At 40.2% G+C, this 15,263-nt stretch carries 16 protein-coding genes and 1 riboswitch; of the genes, 14 read left to right on the top strand and 2 right to left on the bottom strand.

What is annotated here, in order from left to right; translation table 11 throughout:
* Positions 1-39: 39 nt before the first annotated feature.
* Both N8L90_RS06390 and N8L90_RS06385 read right to left on the bottom strand, forming a co-directional pair.
* A complete protein-coding gene (locus N8L90_RS06390; protein ID WP_261024690.1) occupies positions 40-483 on the bottom strand; it encodes a PH domain-containing protein in 444 nt (147 codons plus the stop codon).
* 15 nt (positions 484-498) lie between these two features.
* Entirely contained in the window at positions 499-1,134 is a 636-nt protein-coding gene (locus tag N8L90_RS06385) for a YigZ family protein (RefSeq protein WP_261024689.1), read from the bottom strand.
* Between the two features lie 56 nt (positions 1,135-1,190).
* Between N8L90_RS06385 and N8L90_RS06380 the strand changes: the two genes are divergently transcribed.
* The 14 genes from N8L90_RS06380 to N8L90_RS06315 all read left to right on the top strand — a co-directional run bounded on the left by N8L90_RS06380 (position 1,191) and on the right by N8L90_RS06315 (position 15,258).
* A complete protein-coding gene (locus N8L90_RS06380; RefSeq protein ID WP_261022906.1) occupies positions 1,191-2,489 on the top strand; it encodes an ATP-dependent helicase ComFA in 1,299 nt (432 codons plus the stop codon).
* Positions 2,486-3,148, top strand: a complete 663-nt coding sequence (locus N8L90_RS06375) for a ComF family protein (RefSeq protein WP_261024687.1) — start codon at positions 2,486-2,488, stop codon at positions 3,146-3,148. Before N8L90_RS06380 ends, N8L90_RS06375 begins: the two co-directional genes overlap by 4 nt.
* A gap of 79 nt (positions 3,149-3,227) precedes the next feature.
* On the top strand, positions 3,228-3,776 hold the full coding sequence (gene hpf / locus N8L90_RS06370; RefSeq protein WP_000599100.1) for a ribosome hibernation-promoting factor, HPF/YfiA family: 549 nt from the start codon (positions 3,228-3,230) through the stop codon (positions 3,774-3,776).
* 135 nt (positions 3,777-3,911) lie between these two features.
* Entirely contained in the window at positions 3,912-5,885 is a 1,974-nt protein-coding gene (locus N8L90_RS06365; protein ID WP_261024686.1) for a DHH family phosphoesterase, read from the top strand.
* Positions 5,882-6,334, top strand: a complete 453-nt coding sequence (rplI, locus tag N8L90_RS06360) for a 50S ribosomal protein L9 (RefSeq protein WP_261024685.1) — start codon at positions 5,882-5,884, stop codon at positions 6,332-6,334. The genes N8L90_RS06365 and rplI overlap by 4 nt, the downstream gene beginning before the upstream one ends.
* 43 nt (positions 6,335-6,377) lie before the next feature.
* The gene (gene dnaB, locus N8L90_RS06355; protein WP_261024684.1) at positions 6,378-7,736 is read left to right on the top strand and encodes a replicative DNA helicase; all 1,359 of its coding nucleotides are present in this window, start codon (positions 6,378-6,380) and stop codon (positions 7,734-7,736) included.
* A complete protein-coding gene (locus N8L90_RS06350) occupies positions 7,733-7,999 on the top strand; it encodes a Veg family protein (RefSeq protein ID WP_000128619.1) in 267 nt (88 codons plus the stop codon). The genes dnaB and N8L90_RS06350 overlap by 4 nt, the downstream gene beginning before the upstream one ends.
* Positions 8,000-8,087: 88 nt before the next feature.
* Complete coding sequence (gene cbpD / locus N8L90_RS06345) at positions 8,088-9,206, top strand: choline binding-anchored murein hydrolase CbpD (protein ID WP_261024683.1); 1,119 nt, start codon at positions 8,088-8,090, stop codon at positions 9,204-9,206.
* Between the two features lie 81 nt (positions 9,207-9,287).
* Positions 9,288-9,390: riboswitch (TPP riboswitch) on the top strand.
* A gap of 68 nt (positions 9,391-9,458) precedes the next feature.
* Entirely contained in the window at positions 9,459-9,752 is a 294-nt protein-coding gene (locus N8L90_RS06340; protein ID WP_261024681.1) for a thiamine-binding protein, read from the top strand.
* Complete coding sequence (locus N8L90_RS06335; RefSeq protein ID WP_261024679.1) at positions 9,715-10,473, top strand: ABC transporter permease; 759 nt, start codon at positions 9,715-9,717, stop codon at positions 10,471-10,473. Before N8L90_RS06340 ends, N8L90_RS06335 begins: the two co-directional genes overlap by 38 nt.
* 38 nt (positions 10,474-10,511) lie before the next feature.
* Positions 10,512-11,519, top strand: a complete 1,008-nt coding sequence (locus tag N8L90_RS06330; protein ID WP_203175221.1) for an ABC transporter substrate-binding protein — start codon at positions 10,512-10,514, stop codon at positions 11,517-11,519.
* The gene (locus N8L90_RS06325; protein WP_203175223.1) at positions 11,519-12,247 is read left to right on the top strand and encodes an ABC transporter ATP-binding protein; all 729 of its coding nucleotides are present in this window, start codon (positions 11,519-11,521) and stop codon (positions 12,245-12,247) included. Before N8L90_RS06330 ends, N8L90_RS06325 begins: the two co-directional genes overlap by 1 nt.
* A gap of 118 nt (positions 12,248-12,365) precedes the next feature.
* Positions 12,366-12,824: a CtsR family transcriptional regulator gene (locus N8L90_RS06320; protein WP_004261972.1), complete on the top strand. Its 459-nt coding sequence runs from the start codon at positions 12,366-12,368 to the stop codon at positions 12,822-12,824.
* A gap of 1 nt (position 12,825) precedes the next feature.
* Entirely contained in the window at positions 12,826-15,258 is a 2,433-nt protein-coding gene (locus tag N8L90_RS06315; RefSeq protein WP_153193810.1) for an ATP-dependent Clp protease ATP-binding subunit, read from the top strand.
* Positions 15,259-15,263 lie beyond the last annotated feature (5 nt).

The raw sequence follows: 15,263 nt of genomic DNA, 5'->3' as shown, positions 1-15,263 counted from the left end.
AATATAGAAATCCTATCGAAGTGATAGGATTTTTTTATATCATAGGTCTAAGCAATTGATTTTCAAGTGATTGTGATAGGCTAATTCTAGTAAATAGGTGTAAAGGAGAACGCTATCCGTTTTCTTAGGGAATTCAAATTTGTGAACACTAAAATGTTCATTATGTGCTTTTAGAAAGATATTTTCTAAATAAGTAATAGTAATTTCACTATCATCTATACCTGCTCCCGCAGTTTCCATTTCAACGTTAACAATGTTCATCAAAAAGATTGATTTAATAGACATCTTACGACCAGTAGCGCCTTGTTTATCTGTAAAGATAATACGTATATTGGTAAATATAATTGAGTCACGAATAAGTTTATATCCACTTTGAATTTCTTCGTTTTCTAGTAAATATTGTCCATATTCTTTGATAAGAGTTTCTTTGTTTTGCTCGCTAAAGTTACCAGCGAGTCCTTGAATGAACTTTCCAAATGCCATATTTCTCTCCTTTATTTACACTAAGTTTACAGGAACTTCAACTTCTCGTAAACCTTGATCAGTTAAGGTAACTTTTCCATTAAAAAACTCTACCAGTGCAGCTTTAATATTTTCTTTTTCTTCTTTATTAACATAAATCATCGTATCGACTTGATCTGTAAAGTTTGTATCCAGTTCCATGAGATTATGTTCCTTAAGGAAGTTACTGTACTCTTGATACTGAGCGTAAGACATTTGAATAGCAATGCCAGCTTGTTCTTTTATTTCAATGATGCCAATTTCTTTGACGGCTAAGGCAACACTGCCAGCGTAAGCACGAATCAATCCTCCAGCGCCTAGTTTAATGCCACCAAAGTAGCGTGTCACTACCACACAGACATTAGTAAGATTGTGATTTTCTAGTACCCCAAGCATGGGAACGCCAGCAGTCCCACTGGGCTCACCATCATCACTTGTACGTTTGATTTCACTACGTTCTCCAATAATAAAAGCAGAGCAGTTATGCGTCGCTTTGTAGTGTTCTTTTTTGATGGTGGTAATGAAGTCACGAGCCTCTTCTTCGCTATAAACACGCTTGGCATGGCAGATAAAGCGGGATTTTTTGATTTCTTCTTGGACTTGTCCGTCCTCTTTAATTGTTTTAAATTCCATGATTTAATTGTACTAAAAAATCATCTAAAGTGCTAGGTTTTTACGAATAAAGAAGTATGAAAGTAAATCCAAACTATCTCGGTCGTTTGTTTACTGAGAATGAATTAACAGAAGAGGAGCGTCAGTTGGCGGAGAAGCTTCCCGCAATGAGAAAGGAGAAGGGGAAACTTTTCTGTCAACGTTGTAATAGTATTATTCTAGAGGAATGGTATTTGCCCATCGGTGCTTATTATTGTCGAGAGTGCTTGCTGATGAAGCGAGTCAGGAGTGACCAAGCTTTATACTATTTTCCGCAGGAGGATTTTCCGAAGCAAGATGTTCTTAAATGGCGTGGTCAATTAACTCCTTTTCAAGAGAAGGTGTCAGAGGGACTGATTCAAGCAGTAGACAAGCAGGAGCCAACTTTAGTTCATGCGGTGACAGGGGCTGGAAAGACAGAAATGATTTATCAAGTTGTAGCTAAGGTGATTAATAGGGGTGGTGCAGTGTGTTTGGCCAGTCCTCGCATAGATGTTTGTTTGGAGCTGTACAAGCGCCTGCAAGATGATTTTGCTTGCGAGATATCTTTACTACACGGAGAATCAGAGCCGTATTTTCGAACACCACTAGTTGTTGCGACGACCCATCAGTTATTGAAGTTTTATCAAGCTTTTGATTTGCTGATAGTGGATGAAGTAGATGCCTTTCCTTATGTTGACAATCCCACGCTTTACCATGCTGTCAAGAATAGTGTAAAGGAGAATGGGCTGAGAATCTTTTTAACAGCGACTTCGACAGATGAGTTAGATAGGAAGGTTCGTTTAGGAGAATTAAAAAGACTGAGCTTACCTAGACGATTCCATGGGAATCCTTTGATTATTCCTAAACCTGTCTGGTTATCAGATTTTAATCACTGTTTAGAGAAAAGTCGGTTATCACCAAAGTTAAAGACTTATATTAAGAATCAGAGAAAGACAGCTTATCCGTTACTCATTTTTGCTTCAGAAATTAAGAAAGGGGAGCAATTAAAAGAAGTCTTACAGAAGGAATTTCCGCATGAGAAAATTGGTTTTGTGTCTTCAGTTACGGAAGATCGATTAGAGCAGGTGCAAGCTTTTCGAGATGGAGAACTGACAATACTTATCAGTACGACAATATTGGAGCGTGGAGTTACCTTTCCTTGTGTGGATGTTTTCGTAGTAGAGGCCAATCATCGTCTGTTTACCAAGTCTAGTTTAATACAGATTGGAGGCCGTGTCGGTCGGAGTATGGACAGACCGACAGGAGATTTGCTTTTTTTCCATGATGGGTTAAATACTTCAATCAAGAAGGCAATTAAGGAAATTCAGCAGATGAATAAGGAGGCGGGGCTATGAAGTGCTTATTGTGTGGGCAGACTATGAAGGCCGTTTTAACTTTTAGTAGTCTCTTACTTCTGAAAAATGATGACTCTTGTCTTTGTTCAGACTGTGACTCTACTTTTGAGAGGATTGGAGAAGAGTACTGTCCCAACTGTATGAAAACAGGTTTGTCAACGAAGTGTCAAGATTGTCAATTTTGGTGTAAAGAAGGAGTTGAGGTCAGTCATAGAGCGATTTTTACTTACAATCAAGCTATGAAGGATTTTTTCAGTCGGTATAAGTTTGATGGAGACTTCCTTTTAAGAAAAGTTTTTGCTTCAGTTTTAAGTGAGGAGTTAAAAAAGAACAAAGAGTATCAATTTGTCGTCATTCCCCTAAGTCCTGAAAGATTGCTCGAGAGGGGATTTAATCAGGTTGAAGGTTTAGTTGAAGCAGCAGGGTTCTCTTTTCAAGACTTACTAGAGAAGAGAGAAGAGCGGGCCAGTTCTTCCAAAAATCGTTCAGAACGCTTGGCAACAGAACTTCCTTTCTTTGTCAAAAGTGGAGTCACTATTCCTAAAAAAATCCTACTTATAGATGATATCTATACTACTGGAACAACTATAAATCGTGTGAAGAGACTGCTGGAAGAAGCGGGTGCTGAGGATGTGAAAACATTTTCCCTTGTAAGATGAGGAAAAAATTTGCAAAAATAAAATGAAAGCGTTATAATGAAATCAGAAAAACAAAAATGTTTAGAAAGAAGGTACTCATATGATTAAATATAGTATCCGTGGTGAAAACCTAGAAGTAACAGAAGCAATTCGTGATTATGTAGTTTCTAAACTCGAAAAGATCGAAAAGTATTTTCAAGCTGAACAAGAGTTGGATGCTCGAGTTAACTTGAAGGTGTATCGTGAAAAAACTGCTAAAGTGGAAGTAACGATTCCGCTTGGCTCTATTACTCTTCGTGCAGAAGATGTGTCTCAAGATATGTATGGTTCAATTGACCTTGTAACTGATAAAATTGAACGTCAGATTCGTAAAAATAAAACAAAAATCGAGCGTAAAAATAAAAATAAGGTAGCAACTAGTCAATTATTTACAGATGCTTTGGTGGAAGATCCAAATGTTGTCCAGTCTAGAGTTGTTCGTTCAAAACAAATTGATTTAAAACCAATGGATTTGGAAGAAGCTATTCTACAGATGGATTTGTTGGGACATGATTTCTTTATCTATGTGGATGTTGAAGATCAGACAACCAATGTGATTTATCGTCGTGAGGATGGCGAGATTGGCTTGTTAGAAGTTAAAGAATCTTAATTTCAATATGTGTAAAGGAAGGTTTACTGAATTGTAAACCTCCTTTTTCTTATAATTGATAGAATTACTGATTACACTTTTAAAAAGTCGCTTTTTGGTGGTTATTATGGTATAATGGGTGCCAAGAGGTTTGGAATGAAAAAATTTTATGTAAGTCCTATTTTCCCCTTAATATTAGGAATAGTGGCGTTCGGAGTGCTATCTGTGCAACTTGTTTTTGTAACGAATACACTGGTAACGCTATTTCTTTTGCTACTTATTTTGGGTTCATATATTTTACTATTCATCCATCAGAGAGACTACTACTCAAGGAGTGAAGTAGAACAAATCCAGTATGTAAACCACCAAGCTGAAGAAAGTTTGACAACCTTGTTAGAACAGATGCCTGTCGGAGTTATTAAATTAGACTTGTCGTCAGGTGAAGTTGAATGGTTTAATCCTTATGCTGAATTGATTTTGACTAATGAAGTGGGCGAGATTGATGTAGCATTAATTCAAACAATTATCAAGGCATCGGTAGGAAATCCAGGTTCTTATGCTACCTTAGGTGAGACCCGCTATTCGGTTCATATGGACAAGGTGTCTGGAGTTCTTTACTTCTTTGATGTGTCTGGAGAATACGAAGCGACTGTTGAGTTAGTAACGAGTCGACCTGTGATTGGGATCGTTTCCGTTGACAACTATGATGACTTAGAAGATGAAACATCGGAGTCTGATATCAGTCATATCAATAGTTTTGTAGCCAATTTTGTTTCAGAATTTGCTGGGAAGCATGCCATGTTCTCCCGTCGAGTAAGTATGGATCGCTTTTATCTATTTACGGACTACACGGTGCTTGAGGGATTGATGAATGATAAATTTTCTGTTATTGATGCTTTTAGAGAAGAGTCGAAACAGAGACAGTTGCCCTTGACCTTAAGTATGGGATTTTCTTATGGTGATGGAAATCATGATGAGATAGGAAAAGTTGCTTTGCTCAATTTGAACTTGGCTGAAGTGCGTGGTGGCGACCAGGTGGTTGTCAAGGAGAATGACGAAACGAAAAATCCCGTTTATTTTGGTGGTGGATCTGCGGCGTCAATCAAGCGTACAAGGACACGTACGCGTGCTATGATGACAGCTATTTCAGATAAGATTCGAAGTGTGGATCAGGTTTTTGTAGTTGGTCACAAAAACCTTGATATGGATGCTTTGGGTTCTGCTGTAGGTATGCAGTTATTTGCTAGTAATGTAACAGAAAATAGTTATGCTCTTTATGATGAAAATCAGATGTCTCCAGATATTGAACGAGCGGTTTCATTTTTAGAAAAAGAAGGAGTTACGAAGTTGTTGTCTGTTAAGGATGCAATGGGCATGGTGACCAATCGTTCTTTGTTGATTCTTGTAGACCATTCAAAGACAGCTTTAACTTTATCAAAAGATTTTTATGATTTATTTACCCAAACCATCGTTATCGACCACCACAGACGGGATCAGGATTTTCCAGATAATGCGGTTATTACTTATATCGAAAGTGGTGCAAGTAGTGCCAGTGAGTTGGTAACGGAATTGATTCAGTTCCAGAATTCTAAGAAAAATCGTTTGAGTCGTATGCAAGCAAGTGTTTTAATGGCTGGTATGATGTTGGATACTAAAAATTTCACCTCACGAGTGACTAGTCGGACATTTGATGTTGCTAGCTATCTCAGAACGAGAGGAAGTGATAGTATTGCTATCCAAGAAATCGCTGCGACAGATTTTGAAGAATATCGTGAGGTCAATGAACTGATTTTACAGGGGCGTAAATTAGGTTCAGATGTATTGATAGCAGAGGCTAAGGACTCGAAATGCTATGATACGGTTGTTATTAGTAAGGCAGCAGATGCCATGTTGGCTATGTCAGGTATTGAAGCGAGTTTTGTTCTTGCGAAGAATACACAAGGATTTATCTCTATCTCAGCTCGCAGTCGTAGTAAGCTGAATGTACAACGGATTATGGAAGAGCTGGGAGGTGGAGGCCACTTTAATTTGGCAGCAGCTCAAATTAAGGATTCAACCTTGTCAGAAGCAGGTGAAAAACTGACAGAAATTGTATTAAATGAAATAAAGGAAAAGGAGAAAGAAGAATGAAAGTAATCTTTTTAGCAGATGTCAAAGGAAAAGGTAAAAAAGGCGAAATTAAGGAAGTACCAACAGGGTATGCACAAAACTTTCTTATCAAAAAGAACCTAGCCAAAGAAGCGACTGCTCAAGCGGTAGGTGAGCTTCGTGGTAAACAAAAATCTGAAGAAAAAGCTCATGCTGAGATGATTGCAGAAGCAAAAGCAATTAAAGCCCAACTTGAAGCAGAAGAAACTATTGTAGAATTTGTTGAAAAAGTTGGTCCAGATGGCCGTACTTTTGGTTCAATTACCAATAAGAAGATTGCAGAAGAATTGCAAAAGCAATTTGGAATTAGGATTGATAAACGTCATATCCAAGTACAAGCTCCGATTCGAGCAGTTGGTTTGATCGATGTGCCAGTGAAAATCTATCAAGATATCACAAGTGTAATCAATCTTCGTGTGAAAGAAGGATAAATTTACACTTTCTTGACAAGATTGTAAAAGAAAGGGAAGTCTGATGGCAGAAGTAGAAGAGTTACGAGTACAACCTCAAGATATCTTAGCTGAGCAATCCGTTTTAGGGGCTATCTTTATTGACGAGAGTAAGCTTGTTTTTGTGCGAGAATATATTGAGTCTCGGGACTTTTTTAAGTATGCCCATCGTTTGATTTTCCAAGCTATGGTCGATTTATCCGATCGTGGCGATGCTATAGATGCAACAACGGTTCGTACCATTCTTGATAATCAAGGTGATTTACAGAATATTGGTGGCCTGTCTTACTTGGTTGAGATTGTCAATTCTGTGCCAACTTCTGCTAATGCGGAGTATTATGCTAAGATTGTTGCAGAGAAGGCCATGCTACGTCGATTAATCTCCAAGTTGACAGAGTCTGTCAATCAAGCTTACGAGGCTTCGCAACCAGCTGATGAAATCATTGCTCAGGCAGAAAAAGGCCTGATTGATGTCAGTGAAAATGCTAATCGAAGTGGATTTAAGAACATTCGAGATGTGTTGAATATCAATTTTGGAAATCTGGAAGCTCGCTCGCAACAAACGACCGATATTACAGGGATTGCGACAGGTTATCGTGACTTGGATCATATAACGACTGGTCTGCATGAAGAGGAGTTGATTATCTTAGCAGCCCGTCCAGCGGTTGGTAAGACAGCTTTTGCCTTGAATATTGCTCAGAACATTGGGACTAAGTTGGACAAAACGGTTGCTATCTTTTCGCTCGAAATGGGTGCGGAGAGTCTAGTAGACCGTATGCTTGCGGCAGAAGGGTTGGTAGAGTCGCATTCTATCCGTACGGGTCAATTGACTGATGAGGAGTGGCAAAAATATACCATTGCTCAAGGGAATCTAGCTAATGCAAGTATCTATATTGATGATACGCCAGGGATTCGGATTACAGAGATTCGTTCTCGTTCTCGTAAACTGGCTCAAGAAACTGGAAATCTTGGTTTGATTTTAATAGACTATTTGCAGCTTATCACGGGAACTGGTCGGGAAAATCGTCAACAAGAGGTTTCAGAAATTTCACGTCAGTTGAAAATCCTAGCCAAGGAACTGAAGGTTCCAGTAATTGCTCTGAGTCAGTTGTCTCGTGGTGTAGAACAACGTCAGGATAAGAGACCGGTCTTGTCTGATATTCGTGAATCTGGGTCTATTGAGCAGGATGCTGATATCGTAGCCTTTCTTTATCGCGACGACTACTATGAGCGTGGTGGTGAAGAAGAGGAAGGCATACCAAATAATAAGGTAGAAGTTATTATTGAGAAAAACCGTAGTGGAGCTCGTGGAACAGTGGAATTAATTTTTCAAAAAGAATACAATAAATTTTCAAGTATTTCAAAAAGGGAGGAAATAAGATGACAGATGCATTTACAGATGTAGCTAAGATGAAAAAAATCAAAGAAGAAATCAAGGCACATGAGGGTCATGTAATTGAAATGACTTTGGAAAATGGACGTAAGCGCCAAAAAAATAGATTGGGTAAGCTAATTGAGGTTTATCCATCCCTATTTATCGTTGAATTTGGAAATGTTGAAGGAGATAAACAAGCTAATGTTTACGTTGAATCCTTTACTTACTCAGATATCCTTACCGAAAAGAATTTGATTCATTATCTGGACTAAAGTGAGAAATTTTCTCACTTTTTCTTTTTTCTCCGAATAGTTTAAGTGAAGGTAATCTTCGATTTATATTATTTTTCAAGGAGGAAGAATGAAAGTTTTACCATTCAAAGTAACAGAGACAGGATTTTCTTTGAGAAAATCAGTTAAAAAGGTTGTTCCTTTTTTAGCAGTAGGATTGATGCTAGTAGCGAGTGATAGTGTATATGCCTATTCCTATTCTGGAGGAAATGGATCGATTGCGCGTGGGGATGATTATCCTACTTACTATAAAAATGGGAGTCAGGAAATTGATAAGTGGCGCATGTACTCTCGTCAGTGTACTTCATTTGCAGCCTTTCGCTTGAGTAGTGTCAATGGTTTTGAGATTCCAGGAGCTTATGGAAATGCGAATGAATGGGGGTATCGTGCTCGTCGTGAAGGCTATCGTGTAGATAGTGTACCAACGATTGGATCTATTGCTTGGTCTACTGCAGGAGGATATGGTCATGTTGCCTGGGTTTCAAATGTAATGGGGGATAATATAGAAATTGAGGAATACAACTATGGTTATACAGGATCCTATAATAAACGAATTATAAAAGCAAATACGATGACAGGATTTATTCATTTTAAAGATTTGGCTGGGGGTAATGTAGTAAGTAGTGGCAAAGTATTCAATAGTCAACCTTCTTCGACAGGAGGAACTCATTATTTTAAGAATAAGGCAGCTATAAAAAATCAACCTTTAGTTAGTGCAACTTCAATTGCATATTATTCTCCAGGTGAGAGTGTTCATTATGATCAGGTACTTGAAAAAGATGGGTATAAGTGGTTGAGTTATATATCTTATAGTGGAAGTCGTCGCTATATTCAGTTAGAGGAGGTTGTGTCATCGCAGAATCAAACAGAAGGTAGTTCCAATGATGTTCTGACTGTTGGTTGGAAGAAAATAAATGGTAGTTGGTATCATTTCAAATCAAATGGTTCTAAATCAACGGGCTGGTTGAAAGACGGTTCTAGCTGGTATTATTTGAAATCATCTGGTGAAATGCAGACAGGATGGTTAAAGGAGAATGGCTCGTGGTATTATCTAGATAGTTCAGGGGCAATGAAAACAGGATGGTATCAAGTTTCTGGTAAGTGGTATTATTCTTACTCTTCAGGTGCCTTAGCTGTTAATACGACGGTGGATGGCTACAGAGTAAACAGTGATGGAGAACGAGTATAGAAAATGGGAGTAGGAAATTTTCCTGCTCTTTTCTGTAAGCAGTTTCCTTGACATTTTTTTTATTTTGCGCTATCATATGTCCATATAATATATGGGAGTCTGTGTACAGTCTGAGAGGAAGCGTTAAGCTTCGACCGCACCTGATCTGGGTAATACCAGCGTAGGGAACGATACTTAGTCTATTCTTGACCTTTTCCATATATGGTAAAGGTTTTTCTTTTTGTCAAAGGAAAACGAGAAGAGGAGGTTTTTATGAAAGCAAGCATTGCCTTGCAAGTTTTACCCCTAACACAGGGGATTGATCGGATAGCTGTTATCGATCAGGTCATTGCTTATCTGCAAGCTCAAGAAGTGACCATGGTGGTGACACCATTTGAAACGGTCTTGGAAGGAGGGGAGTTTGATGAGCTTATGCGCATTCTCAAAGAAGCGCTAGAGGTGGCAGGGCAGGAGGCAGATAATGTCTTTGCCAATGTCAAAATAAATGTAGGAGAGATTTTAAGTATTGATGAGAAACTTGAAAAGTATACTGAGACGACACATTAGTCTATTGGGCTTTCTGGGAGTCTTGTCAATCTGGCAGTTAGCAGGTTTTCTTAAACTTCTCCCCAAGTTTATCCTGCCGACACCTCTTGAAATTCTCCAGGCCTTTGTTCGTGATAGAGAATTTCTCTGGCACCATAGCTGGGCCACCTTGAGAGTGGCTTTATTGGGACTGATTTTGGGAGTCTTGATTGCCTGTCTCATGGCTGTACTTATGGATAGTTTGACTTGGCTCAATGACCTGATTTACCCTATGATGGTGGTTGTTCAGACTATCCCGACTATTGCCATAGCCCCTATTCTGATCTTGTGGCTCGGTTATGGGATTTTGCCCAAGATTGTCTTGATTATCTTGACGACCACCTTCCCTATCATCGTCAGTATTTTGGACGGTTTTAGGCATTGTGACAAGGATATGCTGACCTTGTTTAGTCTGATGTGGGCCAAGCCTTGGCAAATCCTATGGCATTTTAAAATTCCAGTCAGCCTGCCTTACTTTTATGCAGGTCTGAGGGTCAGTGTCTCCTACGCTTTTATCACAACAGTGGTATCTGAGTGGTTGGGAGGCTTTGAAGGACTAGGTGTCTACATGATTCAGTCCAAGAAACTGTTTCAGTATGATACTATGTTTGCTATTATTATTCTGGTATCGATTATCAGCCTTCTTGGTATGAAATTGGTCGATGTCAGTGAAAAATATGTTATTAAATGGAAACGTTCGTAGAATTAGAATGTTTCTGAAAAAGAAAAGAGGAAATCAAAATGAAAAAAACATGGAAAGTGTTTTTAACGCTTGTGACAGCTCTTGTAGCTGTTGTGCTTGTGGCCTGTGGCCAAGGAACTGCTTCTAAGGATAACAAAGAGGTAGAACTCAAGAAGATTGACTTTATCCTAGACTGGACACCAAATACCAACCACACAGGGCTTTATGTGGCCAAGGAAAAAGGTTATTTCAAAGAAGCTGGAGTGGATGTTGATTTGAAATTGCCACCAGAAGAAAGTTCTTCTGATTTGGTTATCAATGGTAAGGCACCATTTGCAGTGTATTTCCAAGACTACATGGCTAAAAAATTGGAAAAAGGTGCAGGAATTACTGCCGTTGCAGCTATCGTAGAACACAATACATCAGGAATCATCTCTCGTAAATCTGATAATGTAAGCAGTCCAAAGGACTTGGTTGGTAAGAAATACGGAACTTGGAATGACCCAACTGAACTTGCTATGTTGAAAACATTGGTAGAGTCACAAGGTGGGGACTTTGATAAAGTCGAAAAAGTACCAAACAACGATTCAAACTCTATCACACCGATTGCCAATGGAGTATTTGACACTGCTTGGATCTACTACGGTTGGGATGGTATCCTTGCCAAATCTCAAGGTGTAGATGCTAATTTCATGTACTTGAAAGACTACGTTAAAGAATTTGACTACTACTCACCAGTTATCATCGCCAACAACGACTATTTGAAAGACAACAAAGAAGAAGCTCGCAAAGTTATCCAAGCTATCAAAAAAGGCTACCAATACGCTATGGAGCATCCAGAAGAAGCAGCTGATATCCTCATTAAGAATGCACCTGAACTCAAGGAAAAACGTGACTTTGTCATCGAATCTCAAAAATACTTGTCAAAAGAATACGCAAGCGACAAGGAAAAATGGGGTCAATTTGATGCAGCTCGCTGGAATGCCTTCTACAAATGGGATAAAGAAAATGGTATCCTTAAAGAAGATTTGACAGACAAAGGCTTCACCAACGAATTTGTGAAATAATGACAGAAATAAGACTAGAACACGTCAGTTATGCTTATGGCGAAGAGAGGATTTTAGAGGACATCAATCTGAAAGTCACCTCAGGTGAAGTGGTTTCTATCTTAGGCCCAAGTGGTGTAGGAAAGACCACACTCTTTAATCTGATCGCTGGGATTTTAGAAGTTCAGTCAGGGAGAATTGTCCTTGATGGTGAAGAAAATCCCAAGGGGCGCGTGAGTTATATGTTGCAAAAGGATCTGCTCTTGGAGCACAAGACGGTGCTTGGTAATATCATTCTGCCCCTCTTGATTCAAAAAGTGGATAAGGCGGAAGCCATTGCTCGCGCAGATGAAATTCTTGCGACATTTCAGTTGACAGCTGTAAGAGATAAATACCCTCATGAACTCAGTGGAGGGATGCGCCAGCGTGTAGCCTTACTCAGGACCTATCTTTTCGGGCACAAGCTCTTTCTCTTAGATGAAGCCTTTAGTGCCTTGGATGAGATGACCAAGATGGAACTCCACGCTTGGTACCTTGAAATTCACAAGCAGTTGCACCTGACAACATTGATTATTACTCATAGTATCGAGGAGGCCCTCAATCTCAGCGACCGCATCTATATCTTGAAAAATCGCCCTGGGCAGATTGTTTCAGAAATTAAACTAGATTGGTCTGAAGATGAGGACAAGGAAGTTCAAAAGATTGCCTACAAACGTCAAATTTTGGCAGAATTAGGCTTAGATAAGTAGAAAAATAGGGAGTTGGTGAAGATTATCCTTTACCAGCGCCCTTTTTCTTTTAAAAATGAGAAAATTTCGGTATAATAGTCAAAGATAGTCAAGGTTTAAAGAGAGAGGTGGGTTTGTAATGAGATTTAAAAATACATCGGATCATATTGAGGCCTACATCAAGGCGATTTTAGATCAATCTGGAATTGTGGAGTTGCAACGGAGTCAGTTGGCAGATACTTTTCAGGTTGTTCCTAGTCAGATTAACTATGTGATCAAGACACGCTTTACGGAAAGTAGAGGCTACTTGGTTGAAAGTAAGCGTGGTGGCGGAGGCTACATTCGTATAGGACGGATTGAGTTTTCTAGTCATCATGAAATGCTCCGAGAGCTACTTTATTCGATTGGCGAGCGGGTCAGTCAAGAAATTTATGAGGATATTCTACAGCTTTTGGTTGAGCAGGAATTGATGACCAAGCAGGAGATGAATTTGCTGGTAGCAGTAGCTTTGGATCGAGTTCTAGGAGAAGAAGCTCCAGTTGTTCGTGCAAACATGCTACGACAGGTCATACAAGAGGTAGATAGAAAAGGGAAGTAAGATGAACTATTCAAAAGCATTGAATGAATGTATCGAAAGTGCCTACATGGTGGCTGGCCATTTTGGAGCTCGTTACCTAGAGTCTTGGCACTTGTTGATTGCCATGTCCAATCACAGTTATAGTGTGGCAGGGGCAACTTTAAATGATTATCCATATGAGATGGACCGTTTAGAAGAAGTAGCTTTGGAACTGACTGAAACGGACTATAGCCAGGATGAAACCTTTACGGAATTGCCGTTCTCCCATCGTTTGCAGGTTCTTTTTGACGAAGCAGAGTATGTAGCGTCAGTGGTCCATGCTAAGGTGCTAGGGACGGAGCACGTCCTCTATGCGATCTTGCATGATGGCAATGCCTTGGCTACTCGTATCTTGGAGAGAGCTGGTTTTTCTTATGAAGATAAGAAAGATCAGGTCAAGATTGCTGCCCTACGTCGAAATCTAGAAGAACGTGCAGGCTGGACTCGTGAAGACCTCAAGGCTCTACGTCAACGCCATCGTACAGTGGCTGACAAGCAAAATTCTATGGCTAATATGATGGGGATGCCCCAGACTCCGAGTGGTGGTCTCGAGGACTATACGCATGATTTGACAGAGCAAGCGCGTTCTGGCAAGTTAGAACCAGTCATCGGTCGGGATAAGGAAATCTCACGTATGATTCAAATCTTGAGTCGAAAGACCAAGAACAATCCTGTCTTGGTTGGGGATGCAGGTGTCGGAAAAACTGCTCTGGCACTTGGTCTTGCCCAGCGTATTGCTAGTGGTGACGTGCCTGCGGAAATGGCTAAGATGCGCGTGTTAGAGCTTGATTTGATGAATGTCGTGGCAGGGACACGCTTCCGTGGTGACTTTGAAGAACGCATGAACAATATCATCAAGGATATTGAAGAAGATGGCCAAGTCATTCTCTTTATCGATGAACTTCATACCATCATGGGTTCTGGGAGTGGAATTGACTCAACTCTGGATGCGGCCAATATCTTGAAGCCAGCCTTGGCGCGTGGAACTTTGAGAACGGTTGGTGCGACAACTCAGGAAGAGTACCAAAAACACATTGAAAAAGATGCGGCCCTTTCTCGTCGATTCGCTAAAGTAACGATTGAAGAGCCAAGTGTGGCCGACAGCATGACCATTTTACAAGGCTTGAAGGCGACTTATGAGAAACATCACCGTGTGCAAATCACAGATGAAGCAGTTGAAACAGCTGTTAAGATGGCTCATCGTTACTTGACTAGTCGCCATTTGCCAGACTCTGCTATCGATCTCTTAGATGAAGCGGCAGCAACGGTGCAAAATAAGTCTAAGCATGTAAAAGCAGACGATTCTGGCTTAAGTCCAGCTGACAAGGCCTTGATGGATGGTAAGTGGAAACAGGCAGCCCAGCTAATCGCAAAAGAAGAGCAAGTACCTGTCTATAAAGACTTGGTGACAGAGTCTGATATTTTGACCACCTTGAGTCGCTTATCAGGTATTCCAGTTCAAAAACTGACTCAAACGGATGCTAAGAAATACTTAAACTTGGAAGCTGAATTGCATAAACGTGTCATCGGTCAAGATCAAGCAGTTTCAAGCATTAGCCGTGCCATTCGCCGCAATCAGTCAGGGATTCGCAGTCACAAGCGTCCGATTGGCTCCTTTATGTTCCTAGGGCCTACGGGTGTCGGAAAAACTGAATTAGCCAAGGCTCTGGCAGAAGTTCTTTTTGACGACGAATCAGCTCTTATCCGCTTTGATATGAGTGAGTATATGGAGAAATTTGCAGCCAGTCGTCTCAACGGAGCTCCTCCAGGCTATGTGGGCTATGAAGAAGGTGGGGAGTTGACCGAGAAGGTTCGCAACAAACCCTATTCCGTTCTCCTATTTGACGAGGTAGAGAAGGCCCATCCAGACATCTTTAATGTTCTTTTGCAGGTCTTGGATGACGGTGTCTTGACCGATAGCAAGGGCCGCAAGGTTGACTTTTCAAATACCATTATCATCATGACGTCAAATCTTGGTGCGACAGCCCTTCGTGATGACAAGACTGTCGGATTCGGGGCTAAGGACATTCGTTTTGACCAAGAAAATATGGAAAAACGCATGTTTGAAGAGCTGAAAAAAGCTTATAGACCTGAGTTTATTAACCGTATTGATGAAAAGGTGGTCTTCCATAGCCTGTCTAGCGACCATATGCAGGAAGTGGTGAAGATTATGGTCAAACCTTTAGTGGCAAGTTTGGCTGAAAAAGGTATTGACTTGAAATTACAAGCTTCCGCACTGAAATTATTGGCAAATCAAGGATATGACCCAGAGATGGGAGCTCGTCCACTTCGCAGAACATTGCAAACAGAAGTGGAGGACAAGTTGGCAGAACTTCTTCTTAAGGGAGATTTGGTGGCAGGCAACACACTTAAGATTGGTGTTAAAGCAGGCCAGTTAAAATTTGATATTGCATAAAAACG

The organism is Streptococcus mitis, assembly GCF_946190115.1.
GTDB classification, from domain to species: domain Bacteria; phylum Bacillota; class Bacilli; order Lactobacillales; family Streptococcaceae; genus Streptococcus; species Streptococcus mitis_CO.
Note: the sequence above shows the minus strand (reverse complement) of the source record. Positions and strands in the feature narration are given on the sequence as shown.